The following is a 15,429-nucleotide window of genomic DNA, read 5'->3' as shown; positions in this document are numbered from 1 at the left end:
GTTAGTATTCTTCATCAAAAAAATACGTAAAGTCAAATTCTGCTTCCATAATGGATTTTAAATACTGCTCAAAATTTGGCGCAATAACCAAATAACTGTCAGGATCATGCAAAAAGCGAATAATTTGTCCACTATTTCCTTGTTCCGTTGGTGAAAAATCAATATACAGCTGAGAAGTGCCACCATTATTAATACAATCAGCAAAATTCAGCCAGTTGGAAAATGGCACGTCCATATCAATACGCGGGTCAACCGTTAGAAAATCCGGCTGTTCAAGCCAGTCTCCATACCGCGTGCGAATCGTTTCATTATTGTAACGTGCTTCCTTTTCTTCCATTATCTGGTCAACAGATTTTAAATAGTAAGGATATTCATAAAGATCTGAGCCGAGAATTGGAATGGAAACGACTTGCCCATGGTACTCCTCATGATAGGTTCCACCGATTTGTTTCAAGAGTTCCAAAAATTGGACAGGCACTTGTGGATAGATACTTTTTAATAAATTTCTTTTTTCAATCGATGCACCTTTCGTCTTAGCGAGCTCCAAAAGAACCGCCTCAGGAAGTAGTTTTTTTAGTTCAGACAGATAATCATAACTTAGCATATTCGTTACTCCTCTCTGAAAAGTTCTTTTATATCATATCATAAACATCCTCCTGCAGCACAGTTCATAGATAAGGCTTGATTACCCCCTAATATAGTCTAAATTATTGAGGCCCCCCATTTCACTGTCAAACTTTTTTGTTTTCATTTGAATAAGATGATTTCAAAATCAAACAGTTGCGCAAGAACTTGCATCAGCCTACTGAATGTTGCCAAGTTCATGCATGACGGTATGTATCTCCCTATTTCGCCTCATTCTCTAGGGCTAGATTTGAAAGGTAGCTGTGATTTCCACACCACTATCTACGAAACCCATTCAAATGTTTCTTGTCAGTATTTTCAACAAATGGTCAGTACTACCGTTATACAGCCATTTTTTCCATTAAGGTCCGAAAGCTTTTTCATACAAAGGCGATTTTATCAAATATTCCAGCACCTTCCAAATACCTGTCTCAACCAGTTTATAACCATATCAAACAAATGATGAAACTGTACTTTTAAACAAAATAAGTCTACCCAATTGCAATTGTTTATTATAATAATGATCAGTTGACACTTCATATCAAGCAGTAATTAGTTATGCTGTCTCTCATGATATTTTTGATCATGCCCTTTTAGTGGCTCTCATGTCCAGTTCCAGCCTGTGCAAGAAGAAATAGGGAACTTACATTTAAGTTTAATCAATAAAAACGAAAACTATCTAACTGAAATTCGTACCCTTACTTGTTGAGTATTCATCTATCAATATGATCTCTTAATCTTTTTCCACTGGAGATTCTTTGCTGCGTTTGTTAAAATGAAAATTGTATCACTCTACATAAAAAAGAAGGGAACTTTCAATGACAAAAATTAAACATTTCTTCCAAAATAAAAACTTTTTAACACTGTGGTTCATTTATTCACTACTCTTTATTATTCTGGCAACTTTTACTGTAGGACTTTACATACTTTTAGGAAAATCTTTTATTTCAGTCAGCGATCCTTATTATCAACACGTGACTGCTGGTTATTATTTGAGTGACTATGTCAGAACTGCTATTTCCAATTTTTTAGATACAGGGCAGCTTAGTCTTCCTATGTGGGATATGAGTATTGGTTTTGGAGCAGACATATTAACAACACTTAATTATTATTCATTTGGAGATCCGCTTGATATACTGTATGCATTCTTTAATCCCAATCACGCAGAATTTGTTTATAATCTTCTTGTATTTGTTCGACTTTATCTGTGCGGATTTGCATTTATTTCGTTTGCTTACTACATGAAAAATGAGCGATTACCAATTTTATTAGGATCCGTGGTGTATACTTTCTCTGGATTTGCAATTGTTTGTGCGACTTTACACCCCTTTTTCTTAAATGCCATGATCTACTTTCCGTTCATCTTACTAGGAATCGAAAAGATTTTCCGAAAAGAACGACCCTATCTTTTTATTTGTATGATCACCATTTCATTGATTAGCAATTTCTATTTTGCCTACATGATTGTCATTTTTGCATTTATCTATGCACTTCTTCGTTACTTTTTCTTTTTCAAACAGAAAAATTGGCGGCATTTCCTAGCTATCTTAGGTAAATTTATTGGTTTCTTTGTCATTGGATTTTTAATAGCTGGCATTATTTTTATACCTGTCTTGATAACATTCCTAGGCAACGGGCGCGACGAGATGGGGGCAGGTGCTAATTTATTCACTTATCCACTGACTTATTACTTTGAAGTTTTCCAAAATATCTTTTCACCTAACTCTGGCGGAACAGCTTCTATTTATTGGAGTAATTTATCCTTACCTGTTATCGGATTCTTTTCAGCCATCATCTGTTTTATAAAAGGAAAGGATCGCCTATTAAAGATTTTCTTTATTCTTTCATGTGTCATACTTTTTGTTCCATTTTTTGGTTATGCTCTAAATGGATTTAGTTATGTCAGCAACCGCTGGATTTTTGCTTTTACTTTATTAGTAGCATTTTTAGCAATGAAAGCTCTCCCGCTCTTCACACAGCTAACAGCAAAAGAAATACGCACTCTGGTTATTATTACCTTCACTTACTGTGCGATTATATTCTTAATGAATCCATTCTTCAATGCAGCTATTTTAATTACACTTGCAAATATTTTTGGCCTTTTGGTTATTATTCTGCTGACAGCTATTCCCAATGTCTTGCCAGAACACAAAAATTTTAAACAAAAACTGATTATTTGGGCCTCTGTGCTTTCAATTATTATCATGATGTCCTATAAGATCTTACCTTCAACTTCAAGATATTTGGCGCTAGGCGAAAGTATTCCTTCTCTTAAGGATACTCCATTAACCAGTATTCATAACGAATCTGATTCAAATAATTACCGGGCAGCGGTTCAAAGCAGAAATGGTGCAAAAGCATCTCCTAATGCGTCATTATTGACAGGTACGAATGGCATCTCTACTTACTTTAGCCTGATTAATGCAGGTACCATGCAGTTTGTCAATGACATGAATCTGGCTGACCAGCAAACCCAGATTCGTATTTCTGGACTGGATAACCGTCTCTTTTTAGAATCCCTATTTAGCGTTAAGTATTTAGGCACAGACATCGCTCAACCTACAAATATACCATATGGCTTTACTGAGCAAAAAACTGTCAAGCGCTCAGCACCAAACGATCAAGTGGTAACGGATAGAATTTACCAAAATCAATATGCATTACCATTTGGATACACATATTCTAGTGTGATTAGTCAAGATGCCTATGAAAAGTTATCTCCTCTTGAAAAACAACAAGCCATGATGCAAGGGGCTATACTTGAATCTGGATCTGATGTGGACTTACCACATACAAAGATAGATAATTCCCTAAAAGAAGTCCCTTACACCATCCAAAAAGCGGATGGTGTAAAGGTGGAAAAAGATAAAATCGTGATTGAGAAAAGTAACGCTAGTTTAAATCTAAGCTTCACAAGCGCTCCAAACAGTGAAACGTATGTCTATTTGAGCAATCTAGAAGCAACTAACCTTCATGAAACACCAACAGATACTACAAGTTTAAGTAAGTATCAAAAACTAACCAGTAAGATAAACGCTTTCTATACACCACCTACTACTACTGAAACAATTCATGCATCTGGCAAACGTTCGACTAATCGGACTATTTATTCCAGTAATAGTAAATTTTATATAAATCCTGATCACTTTTTGGGAAACATTGGTTATAGTGAAGAACCACAAAAGTCGGTTAAGCTTACTTTTAGCACGCCTGGTGAAATTTCCTATGATGATTTAAAGATAATCAGCCAGCCAATGGATGACTATCCAGAACAGGTTGAAGCGCTTGGCTCTGAAGCATTGAACGTAGAAGTGAATAATGCTAATTACATTCGTGGAACAGTCGATCTTTCGGAAGATAAAATGATGGCCTTTTCCATCCCTTATAGCAAAGGGTGGACTGCCTATGTTGATGGAAAAGAGCAACCACTTGAAACTGTCAATACCATGTTTATGGGCTTACAGCTTGACAGCGGCAAACACCAGATTGAATTGAAATATGAAACACCTGGTCTCAAAGTAGGTGCCATCTTTACACTTGTAGGGCTGATTTCACTGATTACACTCACAGTTGTTTCTCGAAGAATGCGAAAACGTATATAAATAAAAAATGGAAATCTAGTTATAACCTTTTGGGTCATCACTAGGTTTCCATTTGCTATTTTAATCCATTTTTCTTTTTCAGCAAAATTTAATTGGCCAACGTAAAATCTTTATCCGTCAATTCAAATTTATCCTTTAGGCCAGATGTTAGATACACCTTTTTATCCTTGCTGACGAAAATGGCCTCCACACCTTTTTGCTTTTCGATAAATTTCAGTCCTTCTTGAATCCCTTTGGAAAAGGCACCTGACGATAGGCCGTCTCCTGTGATCGACTTGTCGCTGATGATCGTCACTCCCGCGATATTATTATCAAACGGATAGCCTGTTTTTGGATCGAATAGATGATGATATTTCTTGCCGTCCACATCTAGATAACGCTCATAAATGCCGGAAGTCACAATCGATTTATTCTTCTCGGGAAGTTTCCCAATAATCGAGCCGCGCGGTGAAAATGGGTCTTGAATGCCTACCGTCCAGTCGCCGCCTTTTGGACTCTCGCCTTCCACCACAATATTGCCGCCAAGATCAATGATGGCTGTCGTCACGCCATTTTTCTTAAAGACTTTTTCAATTTCATCTGCAATAAATCCTTTGGCAATTCCGCCCAAATCCAGCTGCATACCTTCTTTTTCCAAATAAACGGAGTGATCCGCGTCGTTCAGTTGGACATTCTGATAGCCAATGAGTGGCAGGCGAGCATCAATTTCAGCTTGGGACGGCTTGCGGGCATCTGGAAAACCAATATGCCAGAGTGAGGTGATTGGGCCGATTGTCACATCTTTCGACCCGCCTGTTGCCGCACTATAGTGAATGCCTTCCTTAATCAAATAATAAATGTCCGGGTCGACTTGGACGGCTTCCTTGCCAGCTGCTGCATTAATTTTATCCACTTCTGTCGAGCGGGTGGCTTCATCGTTCACATCAATCTTATCTGCTAATTCCTTAGCACGAGCAAACCCTTGATCAAGCGCATCTTCTTTCCCTTTATCATAAATTTTAAGCGTTACAACTGTCCCCATCATAAATTCAGTTTTGGAATAGGGATTCTCTAATAGATCCTTGTTCGCTTTTTTAGCCGACTTTGCTTCATCATTTGAACAGCTCGCAAGAATCAGCAGCGTCAAACAAGTCATTACAATCATTATCCATTTTTTCTTCATAAAGCACCTCTATTATTTACTTCGCTACTAATGTATCTTTTTATTTATGTGAAGTCAATAACTTTTTATTCTTCCATTTACAAAAAAACGCAAGATAATATCATCATCTCGAAAAATATTTTGAAAATATTCCATTTGTTTATGTAAACCATTTTTTAATCTGCTAGTATCATATATAATAATCATAGTTATTTAGAAAAATATAATTTAATCTCAATATTATGACGAGATTTTGAAAATTTTTCATAAATTTTGCACGAATTTTTCATAAAAAGCAATTAATTTTCAAGCGATTATGATAAAATAAAGCTGAAAGAAAGGAAGAGGAAAATAATGAAACTATCTCGAACTGATGAAATGCTTTTTACACGAGCAAGAATCTTAGAAACTGCTCGCGATCTTTTTATGGAAAAAGGTTACCGTGCCGTTACCACACGGGAAATTGCCAAACAGATTCCCATCACTCAGCCTGCTTTATACCATCATTTTAAAGATAAAGAAACGCTTTATGCCGCCGTTATTACTGAACTCACCTCCAAAATCCAAATTGATCTTACTTCCATCGCCCAAAAGCCGCTTGCCATCGAAGAAAAACTGAAAACCATGATCCTCGTTCTTCTCGAAAAACACCCAACTAATATCATCCTGATGATTAATGATATTCTCAATGAAATGAAGCCGGAGAATCAATTTCTCATGTATCAACTTTGGCGCCAAGCTTATTTAGAACCCTTTATGCAAGTTTTTGCTACCCTCGAAAAAAATGAACTACTACGCCCTACCGTCACTTCCGAACAAGCCGCTCGTTTTTGCCTTTCTGCTGTTACCCCTCTTTTCAGTAAACAAAGCCCTTTTGATCACTTTTCCCTAGATGAACGTCTCAGTACACAAATTGATTTCGTCTTACATGGTCTATACCAATCTTAAAACGCTTCTTTTTTGATCCTTCTACATGTCTTATCCTCCTCTTATTTGCTATACTTTAAAAAGAATAAAGGGGTGATGCATATTGTCTATGTTAGAAGTTCGGCGAGTTCGATTAGAGGATGCACCGGCTCAACTGGCGCTTGAAAAACGAAATCGTGCTTTTTTCCAAAAATTCACCGGAATCAGAAATGAAAATTTTTACACATTAGAGGAGCAGCATTTAAGAATTCAGCGACAATTGGAAGCCATGAAGCAGGATCAAGGCTACTATTTTGTCCTGCTCAATCAGGGAGATCTGATTGGCGAAATCGCTTTGACTGGTGTTGCTCGTGGCCATTTACAAAGCGCCTGGATTGGATATTTTCTTGATGAAGAGGAGAATGGCAAGGGTTATATGACAGAGGCGGTCAAGATTGTAACGGAACTTGCTTTTCAAGAATTAGATTTTCACCGGCTCGAAGCTGGAGTCATGCCGCATAATACAGGCAGTCTGCGCGTACTCGAAAAATCTGGGTATCACCGTGAAGGACTGGCACGACAAAACGTGAAAATCAACGGCAGCTGGCAGGATCATGTCAGTCTGGCCATCATTAATCCGGCTGATCTTGTATAAGTCGCTTTGTTTAAGGGAGTTCCAATCGGGTAGATACTAAGTGGCGATCGATTCACTGAAACAGTGATAGAAAAACATAACAAAATTTGATTAATTTTGGAGGTTTTTTTATGACAGTACGTGTAGGGATTAATGGATTTGGTCGGATTGGCCGCTTAGCTTTCCGCCGAATCAAAGAAGTGTCTGGAGATATTGAAGTCGTGGCCATTAACGATTTGACCAGTCCTGTTATGCTCGCTCATTTACTTGAGTTTGATAGTACTTTTGGTCAATACCCGGGAGAAATTTCAGCTGGGGAAAATAGCATAACGGTGGATGGTCAAGAAATCCATATTTATGCAGAACGCGATGCTAAAAATATTCCTTGGGACAAAGAAAAAATTGATGTTGTCATCGAATCCACTGGTTTTTATACCTCTAAGGAAAAATCACAGGCTCACCTTGATGCCGGAGCAAAAAAAGTATTGATTTCAGCTCCAGCAGGCGATCTTAAAACGATTGTTTACAATGTCAATGATGATATTCTGAATGCAGACGACCGAATTATTTCTGTTGCGTCCTGTACAACCAACTGCTTGGCACCTGTTGCCAAAGCCTTGAATGACGCTTTTGGGATTAAAATTGGCACCATGACAACTATCCATGCTTATACCGGTACGCAAATGCTGCTTGATGGGCCAGCGAAAGGCGGAAACCTCCGGGCCGCCCGGGCTGCTGCTGAAAATATTATCCCCCATTCGACCGGAGCTGCCAAAGCCATCGGACTTGTCATTCCTGAGCTAAATGGCAAATTGCAAGGACATGCACAGCGTGTGCCCGTTAAAGATGGTTCTGTCACGGAGCTTGTAGCTGTGCTGGATGAAAAAGTCACAGCTGACCAGGTGAATGCAGCCATCAAGAAAGTCACTGAAGGAAATGATTCATTCGGCTACACGGAAAAAGAGATTGTTTCCTCAGACATTATTGGCACGAATTTTGGCTCGCTATTTGATGCTACCCAAACAGAAGTCTCGACTGTTGGCGACTTGCAATTGGTCAAAGCTGTCGCATGGTATGACAATGAGTTCGGCTTTACCTGCCAAATGATTCGTACACTTGAAAAATATGCACAATTATAAACTTATAGTAAGTCGAAAAGGTCTTGCACAACGATATCGCGCTGTGCAAGACCTTTTTTCGGTTTCACATGTAGTCCCCCCCAAACTGGGCGATTAGTTTTCTCAGGTTCATCTACCTTCTCCCTCTAAGCCAAATCTACCCGTTCTATGTTTAACCAGCTTTCGTTTGTTTTTATACACAAAAAAACTGCAGACCCTTATTTTCATACTTGGTCTGCAGTCATTAAACAAATCACTCAACATTCATTCCGTTTTTTTAGTTGCAGGTGTTCGGCTCACTTGCTTTTTGCTGATTCTTGCCTCTATTGTCAGCCATTCCCTCGATGTAAAAGCCAGCGAAACTGGTGATACTTGTGGAAACAGCTTTTTATAGGTGGGTAAATATATTTTTTCATCACAGAGAACGCTATTACCGGACTGTTTCGCATCCTGCAAAGCTTGTTGAACATTTGAAAACACCTGGCAGTGAATGCGAATTTTCCCGCGAAATTCTTTATCAAATAGAATTTGATAACTAAAGAAATCGATACTGGATTCCGTTACCAAGTTGACATAATAACATGAGCGCTCGTGCAAGCTCTCAAATGTATGAAGGGCCAGCTGCTGAATATGCATGTCATCAAATTGATAGGGAAACGCCCACTTTTTTTTCCAAGCAAATAGCATCTGTCTGATTTCATAATAGTATTCTTGTTTGGCTGTTGGTAAAAAAACACGTTCTTGCGGAATAAGCGGTTGTAAATCACAAATCGTTTTTTTAAAGAAATTATTAAAGGCGCACCACAAAATGGGATCGTCTAGCAGAAATTCTTTATGGAAACGACTTTCTAATTGGCCGAATAAATCTTGTACTTGACGATTATCACGAAAATCATGTTGATCATGGTATTCTAACGAACTATATGTCTGGTCGATATCTAGGTGTTTTTCATTTTGAACGCAAAAAATTAAAGTAAAATATGGTTCCTCTTTTTTCAGTCGCTCCTTCTTTGCCAAGCTGCTCAGTAAATCTAAATTAGCAGAGACAGCATAGCTTAAGCGCTTCGGTGAGTATTCGAGTTCTCTTTGCGGTATCCCCGATTCTTCTTGCTCTGAGAATAGGCCCAAATAAATTAAAAGAACCAGATATTCGATTGTTTGAGGAGCAAAATCTAATTGAATCTGCACACTTGTCTCATGAATAAAACGCTGTATTTGTTCCTCTACTCTTTTTGGAATTTTAATCAGTTGGACACCCGTCATGATCTGGATATAGGCTTTAAAAAAGCGGAGTCGATACTCCAGTCCCGTAATCCTATCTATATTCAATTCCAGTCCAATCTCTCTAAGGTAGGCTTGTACGCGTCCACGCAATTTATAGGCCTGACTCAAAGAAATAAAATATTGATTAGCAAAATCCGCCAACGTTTTCTCTTGATTCTGACAGAAAAATGTCAAAGCTTTTAGGAAAAGTGACTTTTCTAACAGAACCGCAGTCAATCCTTTTTTACTCACAAAAGAAGGGTTATCTAGATGATATCCTTTTGCCGTTGCGTGAATATTGACATTGATAGGCTGAAAAAGATTATTCATTTTTTTAATATCTTGAAGAATCGTTCCTTCGCTTACTTCAAGTTTGTTTGCAATCCATTTTCTTTTCCTGATTCGACCATTATAAAGGAGTTCGCAAATATCTTTTTTCCGGATGATATCTTTTTCAACATAATCATTAAGTTGCATGCGAACCTCTCCTATCGTCGTCTGTCGTCAGATCAAAGCTGATTGATTGCTTGAATCATGATCACACCTTTTTCTTTTTCCAGCTTATGACTTTCAATCATCTTTTTTTCGATAGCAGATAAATATTCTCTTGTTAATTCTAAGGTTTGTGCCAACTCTTGATATTTAAATATTTTCGGAATGATGACTTTTTGATTAATGGTTGTTCCAATTTCTCTTCCTAAGTAAGAAAGAAACAGCAGATACCTTTTTTCTGCATCCTTTTCAATAATCAAATCCGTTCTGTCCATAAATCCTTGCAGCAGTTTCTCTTTTTCTTCTTCCAGCTGTTCTGTCGAGATCTCATCTTCTCCAACTTCCATCAGAAGACACTCTGTTTTTGCCCGAAATACCAGTTGGTCAAAAATAGTTTTAGACCAAGTAGAAAGGATAAAATCTCCCTTCTGTAAAATCCGAATGATTCGCCCTTGATATTCAAGTGATACAATTCCTTCGCAGATAAAATAATTTTGCTGGTCTAGTTGTGCTTCTTTTTTGAAATTTAGCAGTTCCATCTCCATCTGTATCATTTCTACGACCTTCTTTCATCTCCTAGTTGTCTTCCTATACGAACTATTTCATATTATTTGCGAAAAAAGCTAGATTTCTTTCTTATTCTCACATCCATTAGTTGATAAGCATAAAATGAAACATTTTTTCGAGGAAAATGAAATATTTCCCGGCTATTTTTCAAGCATTTTTGCGAAATTATCTGATTTCCACCAAAACCAAATAATAAATCTTATATTATTTTCGCTTAAAAACAAAAGAAAGAAATCCTTCTAATATGAAATATATCTCTATTTTACATGTTATTGCACGAGTTGTGACATCTAATTTTGCACTTCTCAAGATACAATTTGCGGCAATTGTGGCAGAATTTTCTGTTATTTGGATTTTTAGCCGATTTGTAATAAAAATTACACATATCAGCTACATTCATACTCAAACAAGCTCGTCCTCCTATAACACCTGTTCGATTTTTATGGATTTTCTATACCCCTGCAAATTTACCCAAAATTTTATTTGTTCTTTGGATATTCACAAAGGCATTCGGATCAGCTTTACGAACAACTTTTCCCAGTTCATAAAGTTCAAAAGCAGATACTACCGTCAACATCATACTGACAGGCTCATGTGTATAAGCACCATAGCCATTTTCCATGACAGTAATCCCATGCCGAAAATTATCAAGTAAGGCTTTTTCGACAATAGCTGTATTTTTGGTCACAATCATGACGGTAACTTTTTGCTGCTTTGTATGAACGGTATCCAGCATATGCATGTTGACATAAATCGCAATCATTGTATAGAGGGCCATTTCCCAGCCATAAACTGCCCCAGCAAGTACAACGATTACCCCGTTCAAAATAAGTCCTAACTGTCCGACATTCGTTCCGGTAGTTTTTTGGATAAGCAGCGCAATAATATCTGTACCGCCAGTTGAAAAACCATATTTCAAACAAATCCCTACACCTAGTCCGCTAAAACAGCCACCAAAAATAGCCGCCAAAAGCGGATTTTCAGTAATCGCCACAACAGGCAGCACCTTCATCATGATCGATGCCGCAACAACTGCAATAAGAGTAAAACAAGTAAAAGCTTTGCCGAGGCGCTTCCATGCCAAATATATGAGCGGCAGATTCAAAATCAGCAGCCATACGGATGTTGACAGGTGGAAAGGGGTAAAAGTTTCCATCAGGCTCGAAAGCATTTGGGCTAAACCATTGACACCACTGGCATATACATGGGTGGGTGCCAAAAAGAAGTTCATGCTGACCCCGGCAAGAATGGCATAGGTGAGTGCAACAAGAACCTGCATCAACCGCTCGCGTTTACAAAGCTTCGACAGAAATGGTATCCTTTCCAAAATAAAACACCTCGAAAAAAATTTTATGGTGAACAACTTCTCTTATCCTTGCTGATTATATCGCTTAAGTACTGATACGTCAACCGTTCTTCTTGCATTTATGTCGGATATTATTTAATCAAATACACCTTGAGTCATCGCGATAATTTTTCCTTATTGAGCCTAAATTCAAAATTGGTCTAGTTGGTTGACTGACTAAAAAGCCTCCAAAAGTTAGCGTCAACATCTAACTTTTGGAGGTCCATTCATTTTTTATTCATCGATTTCAGTGACAACACGATTTTCACGTGCGGAAGTAAAGATCGCTTCAATCAGTTTCATCACACGCATGACTTCTTCATTTTTCACGATGGCTTCCTGCCCGTCGAGTACGACATTCGCAAAATTATTGTAGAAGCTTGTTTTATTTTGAAGTGGCTCCGGCAATGCTTTTTCTGCTGTTGCCTCTTCGCTCGGTGGTGCCATCGTTTTGGTCAAACCTACGCCTGCTTGGATCGGTTTGGGTGCTTCAATTCCTTCTAGGTAAGTTGGCACGATCATTCGGCCGCTTAGATCCCAGTCTTCGATCACGGCATTACCAGCTGTTCCCCGCACATACCAGCGCGGCAATTTGATGAAGTTGGTCGTACCGACTTCAATATGCGCTGTCAGCCCGCTTTCAAAACGGATCAGGGCTGTAAAACCGTCATCTACTTCATCTCCCAAAACGTAGCTGAGTGTGGCATAGACGCTTTCGATTCGACTGTCCTCCATGAATAGCAGCTGATCTAGCAAATGGACGCCCCAGTCGAGCACCATGCCGCCTCCTTGTGCCAGTTTATGACGCCAATCTCCCGGAATACCGTTTGCTCCTTGAACCCGTGATTCAAGATGGAAAACATCCCCGATTAATTTTTCCTGTTTTAGTCGTTTAATGGTTAGGAAATCCTCGTCCCAGCGCCGATTTTGATGGACCATAAAGGTGCGATCTGCTTTGGCGGCTGTCTCTAGAATCTCTTGAAATTCGGTCGTCGTGATGGTGACGGGTTTTTCTGAGATGACATGCTTGCCGGCTTCGAGCGCGCGGATGGCCAGTTTTTTGTGGACATCGTTCGGTGTGGCGATTAGGACGGCCGCGATATCTGGATCGGCAAGCACCTCTTGATAACTGCGATACACATATAGTCCGCGTTCCTTGGCAGCCTTGCCGCGAGCTTCATCAATGTCAAAAATACCTTTTACACGAACGCGGTCACTGGCGTTTATGAGCTCGACATGATAGGTGCCCATGCCGCCGTAACCGATAATTGCGATTTGTAACATTTTCCTCTTCCTTTCTTATGCCCACCACATGTCCAGTGGCTGTTCACGGATTAAAATGCCCTGCAGATTGGTAACGGCACGCGTGAAGCCTTCGTCGATCGACATCAGTGGATCCTCATGCTCAATGCTGACGACATAATCATAGCCGTAAGTTCGGAGGGCACTCATGATGTCTGACCATTCGGAAATGCTATGGCCGCAGCCGACTGAACGGAAGGTCCAGGCCCGAGTCCGCACTTCTCCGTATGGCTGCATGTCGGTCAGGCCATACATGTTGATGTTATCCTGATCCAAGTAGGTGTCCTTGGCATGGAAATGATGAATGGCTCCTTTTTCGCCTAGAATGCGAATGGCTGCCACTGGATCGATGCCTTGCCACCATAGATGACTAGGGTCAAGATTGACACCGATGGCCTCACTGGTTTCCTCGCGAAGTTTTAAAATCGTATAAGGGGTGTGGCAAAGGAAGCCGCCATGCAGTTCAATGCCGATTTTGACTTGGTGCTCTTCTGCCAGCTGACCGATTTCTTTCCAGTAAGGGATCAGCTTGTTTTCCCACTGCCAGGTTTTCATGTCGCTGTACACGGTTGGCCACGGAATGACCGGCCAGTTGGGTGCTGTTGCCTGATCATCATTTCCGGCTGTTCCTGAAAATGTATTGACCACCGGGACGCCTAAAAGTGAGGCCAGCTTAATCGTTTTGCGCAAAATTTCATCGGCCGCTTCCCGCTCTTCTTTGACTGGCGAGATTGGGTTATCATGGCAGCTGAGTGCGCTGATTGTGATGCCGCGTTTTTTGAATTCCGCCAGATAGGCTTCTCGTTTTTCAGCACTGGCTAAAAGGTCGTCTGTCGGGCAGTGATGATTGCCGGGATTGCCGCCTGTACCGATTTCTACAGCATCAAGGCCGGCTTTTTGTACCTTATCCAACATTTCTTCTAAAGAAAGGTCGGCAAATAGGGGAGTAAATACGCCTAGTTTCATTTTTCTGTTCCTCCGATCGGATAGATATTTTCTGCATGTCCATAGACGGGATAAGTCGTCCGTTTTGGCGCGCAGTAAGCCACACCATTACAAATGATCTGCTGCACGTATTCATTATAATAAGTCGGATAGCTCTCATGACCTGGCTGGAAGTAAAAGATTCGACCATTGCCGCGCTTGTAGGTGATGCCGCTACGGAAAACATTGCCACCTTCAAACCAGCTGAGTAGAATTGTTTCATCAGGCGCCGGAATGTCAAAGTGCTCGCCGTACATTTCTTCTTTTTCAAGTTCAAAGCTTTCTGGAATGCCTCGAACAATTTCATGGGTCGGGTCGATGACATAGAAGCGTTCTTTTTCGTCTGCTTCCCGCCATTTCAGGTCACAGCTTGTGCCCATCAGTTTCATAAAAATTTTCGACATGTGGCCGGAATGTAAAACGACAAGGCCCATTCCATGTAAAACCCGGTCGTGCACGCGTTCGACGATTTCGTCTGCCACTTCGCCGTGTGCCCAGTGCCCCCACCAGATTAGGACATCTGTATTGGCCAAAACTTCTTCTGTCAAGCCATGCTCTGGTTCATCAAGTGTTGCAGTCTGTGTTTCAAAACCGGCAGCTTGTAAAAAGGAGGCAATCTGTCCATGGATGCCCTCCGGATAGATTTCTGCTACATGTGGCTCTGCTTTTTCATGTCGATATTCATTCCAAACGGTTACTCGTGTCAATTTCTCTCATCCTCTCTAAGAATCCCGCGCAGGTTTTGATAGCCGATTGCCACACTTTCCATTGGCGGATAGTTCGGGAAGGCTTCCTGTTCAATGATCAGCCATTCGGTGCCGCATTTTTTCGCCTGGTCGATGTAGCGCCGGATTGGCAAATCTCCTGCACCGATTTCGATACTTTCTGCTCCCGAGCGATCTTTCAAATGAATCAGCGGCATTCTTCCTTTGTACGGTTCGATAAAGGCTGGCACATCAGCACCCGCAAATGCCAGCCAGTAGGTGTCGAATTCCGCTTGCAGATCTGGCACCTCATCCAGCAGGAACGTTAGAATTTGCTGTCCCTGAATGAGATTCAACTCGTGGGCATGATTGTGATAGCTGAACGAAAGACCGTTCGCCTTGATTTTTTTGGCGATTTCCCGCAGTTCACGGGCAAACAGGCGCCATTCTTTTTCGGTTTCAAAATCGCTGTATGGACAAACGATTTCCTGATTGCCTATTTCTTTTTCAAACTGAATGACTTCATCCAAGTTGCCGATCAGGCGCTCAATTGGGATATGGGAACCCGCCACGGCAAGTCCCAGCTGGTCGAGCTTCTGGCGGATTTCCGTGCTGGAATGATCAAAATAGCCGGCAAATTCGACGCCGTCATAGCCCATTTCCCGCACCTTTTCGAGCGTGCCCATCAAGTCAAGTTCTGCATCATTTTGAACGCTCCACAGTTGCAAGGCGATTTTTGTTGTCATG

Annotated in this window: 13 protein-coding genes; 4 read left to right on the top strand and 9 right to left on the bottom strand. The window is 40.4% G+C overall.

Going from position 1 to position 15,429, the window contains the following annotated elements; genetic code table 11:
* Position 1: 1 nt before the first annotated feature.
* The gene (locus CS921_RS06040) at positions 2-604 is read right to left on the bottom strand and encodes an SMI1/KNR4 family protein (protein WP_099222162.1); all 603 of its coding nucleotides are present in this window, start codon (positions 602-604) and stop codon (positions 2-4) included.
* An 838-nt stretch (positions 605-1,442) separates the two neighbouring features.
* Here CS921_RS06040 and CS921_RS06035 point away from each other — a divergent pair.
* Positions 1,443-4,226, top strand: coding sequence for a YfhO family protein (locus CS921_RS06035; protein WP_099222161.1), 2,784 nt, complete (start codon positions 1,443-1,445; stop codon positions 4,224-4,226).
* A gap of 88 nt (positions 4,227-4,314) precedes the next feature.
* Here CS921_RS06035 and CS921_RS06030 read toward each other — a convergent pair whose 3' ends face one another.
* Positions 4,315-5,388 (bottom strand): FAD:protein FMN transferase, encoded by a 1,074-nt coding sequence (locus tag CS921_RS06030; protein WP_099222160.1) that lies wholly within the window; start codon positions 5,386-5,388, stop codon positions 4,315-4,317.
* Between the two features lie 333 nt (positions 5,389-5,721).
* Here CS921_RS06030 and CS921_RS06025 point away from each other — a divergent pair, with 333 nt between their 5' ends.
* From CS921_RS06025 to gap, 3 genes are all read left to right on the top strand, one after another.
* Positions 5,722-6,315: a TetR/AcrR family transcriptional regulator gene (locus CS921_RS06025; RefSeq protein WP_099222159.1), complete on the top strand. Its 594-nt coding sequence runs from the start codon at positions 5,722-5,724 to the stop codon at positions 6,313-6,315.
* An 88-nt stretch (positions 6,316-6,403) separates the two neighbouring features.
* Positions 6,404-6,928: a GNAT family N-acetyltransferase gene (locus tag CS921_RS06020; protein ID WP_099222158.1), complete on the top strand. Its 525-nt coding sequence runs from the start codon at positions 6,404-6,406 to the stop codon at positions 6,926-6,928.
* A gap of 110 nt (positions 6,929-7,038) precedes the next feature.
* A complete protein-coding gene (gap, locus tag CS921_RS06015) occupies positions 7,039-8,046 on the top strand; it encodes a type I glyceraldehyde-3-phosphate dehydrogenase (protein WP_099222157.1) in 1,008 nt (335 codons plus the stop codon).
* 243 nt (positions 8,047-8,289) lie between these two features.
* Here the strand turns inward: gap and CS921_RS06010 are convergent, their stop codons facing one another.
* The 7 genes from CS921_RS06010 to CS921_RS05980 form a co-directional block, all read right to left on the bottom strand.
* A complete protein-coding gene (locus CS921_RS06010) occupies positions 8,290-9,765 on the bottom strand; it encodes a helix-turn-helix domain-containing protein (RefSeq protein ID WP_099222156.1) in 1,476 nt (491 codons plus the stop codon).
* A 32-nt stretch (positions 9,766-9,797) separates the two neighbouring features.
* Positions 9,798-10,334 carry a cyclic nucleotide-binding domain-containing protein gene (locus tag CS921_RS06005; RefSeq protein WP_099222155.1) on the bottom strand — a complete coding sequence of 179 codons (537 nt, stop codon included), beginning with the start codon at positions 10,332-10,334 and terminating at the stop codon, positions 9,798-9,800.
* 464 nt (positions 10,335-10,798) lie between these two features.
* Entirely contained in the window at positions 10,799-11,674 is an 876-nt protein-coding gene (locus CS921_RS06000) for a YitT family protein (RefSeq protein WP_099222154.1), read from the bottom strand.
* A 252-nt stretch (positions 11,675-11,926) separates the two neighbouring features.
* A complete protein-coding gene (locus tag CS921_RS05995) occupies positions 11,927-12,976 on the bottom strand; it encodes a Gfo/Idh/MocA family protein (protein ID WP_099222153.1) in 1,050 nt (349 codons plus the stop codon).
* A 15-nt stretch (positions 12,977-12,991) separates the two neighbouring features.
* Entirely contained in the window at positions 12,992-13,960 is a 969-nt protein-coding gene (locus tag CS921_RS05990) for a sugar phosphate isomerase/epimerase family protein (protein ID WP_099222152.1), read from the bottom strand.
* Complete coding sequence (locus CS921_RS05985; RefSeq protein ID WP_099222151.1) at positions 13,957-14,685, bottom strand: ThuA domain-containing protein; 729 nt, start codon at positions 14,683-14,685, stop codon at positions 13,957-13,959. Before CS921_RS05985 ends, CS921_RS05990 begins: the two co-directional genes overlap by 4 nt.
* Entirely contained in the window at positions 14,682-15,428 is a 747-nt protein-coding gene (locus CS921_RS05980) for a sugar phosphate isomerase/epimerase family protein (RefSeq protein WP_099222150.1), read from the bottom strand. The genes CS921_RS05985 and CS921_RS05980 overlap by 4 nt, the downstream gene beginning before the upstream one ends.
* Position 15,429 lies beyond the last annotated feature (1 nt).

It is taken from the genome of Listeria costaricensis (genome assembly GCF_900183385.1).
GTDB lineage: Bacteria > Bacillota > Bacilli > Lactobacillales > Listeriaceae > Listeria > Listeria costaricensis.
The sequence above is the reverse complement of the archived record's forward strand: the minus strand, read 5'-3'. Positions and strand labels throughout refer to the sequence as shown.

Bases quoted from the DNA above. Each gene is read 5' to 3' on its own strand.
- CS921_RS06040 (WP_099222162.1), bottom strand. From the start codon at position 604: ATGCTAAGTTATGATTATCTGTCTGAACTAAAAAAACTACTTCCTGAG.
- CS921_RS06035 (WP_099222161.1), top strand. From the start codon at position 1,443: ATGACAAAAATTAAACATTTCTTCCAAAATAAAAACTTTTTAACACTG.
- CS921_RS06030 (WP_099222160.1), bottom strand. From the start codon at position 5,388: ATGAAGAAAAAATGGATAATGATTGTAATGACTTGTTTGACGCTGCTG.
- CS921_RS06025 (WP_099222159.1), top strand. From the start codon at position 5,722: ATGAAACTATCTCGAACTGATGAAATGCTTTTTACACGAGCAAGAATC.
- CS921_RS06020 (WP_099222158.1), top strand. From the start codon at position 6,404: ATGTTAGAAGTTCGGCGAGTTCGATTAGAGGATGCACCGGCTCAACTG.
- gap (WP_099222157.1), top strand. From the start codon at position 7,039: ATGACAGTACGTGTAGGGATTAATGGATTTGGTCGGATTGGCCGCTTA.
- CS921_RS06010 (WP_099222156.1), bottom strand. From the start codon at position 9,765: ATGCAACTTAATGATTATGTTGAAAAAGATATCATCCGGAAAAAAGAT.
- CS921_RS06005 (WP_099222155.1), bottom strand. From the start codon at position 10,334: ATGATACAGATGGAGATGGAACTGCTAAATTTCAAAAAAGAAGCACAA.
- CS921_RS05995 (WP_099222153.1), bottom strand. From the start codon at position 12,976: ATGTTACAAATCGCAATTATCGGTTACGGCGGCATGGGCACCTATCAT.
- CS921_RS05990 (WP_099222152.1), bottom strand. From the start codon at position 13,960: ATGAAACTAGGCGTATTTACTCCCCTATTTGCCGACCTTTCTTTAGAA.
- CS921_RS05980 (WP_099222150.1), bottom strand. From the start codon at position 15,428: ATGACAACAAAAATCGCCTTGCAACTGTGGAGCGTTCAAAATGATGCA.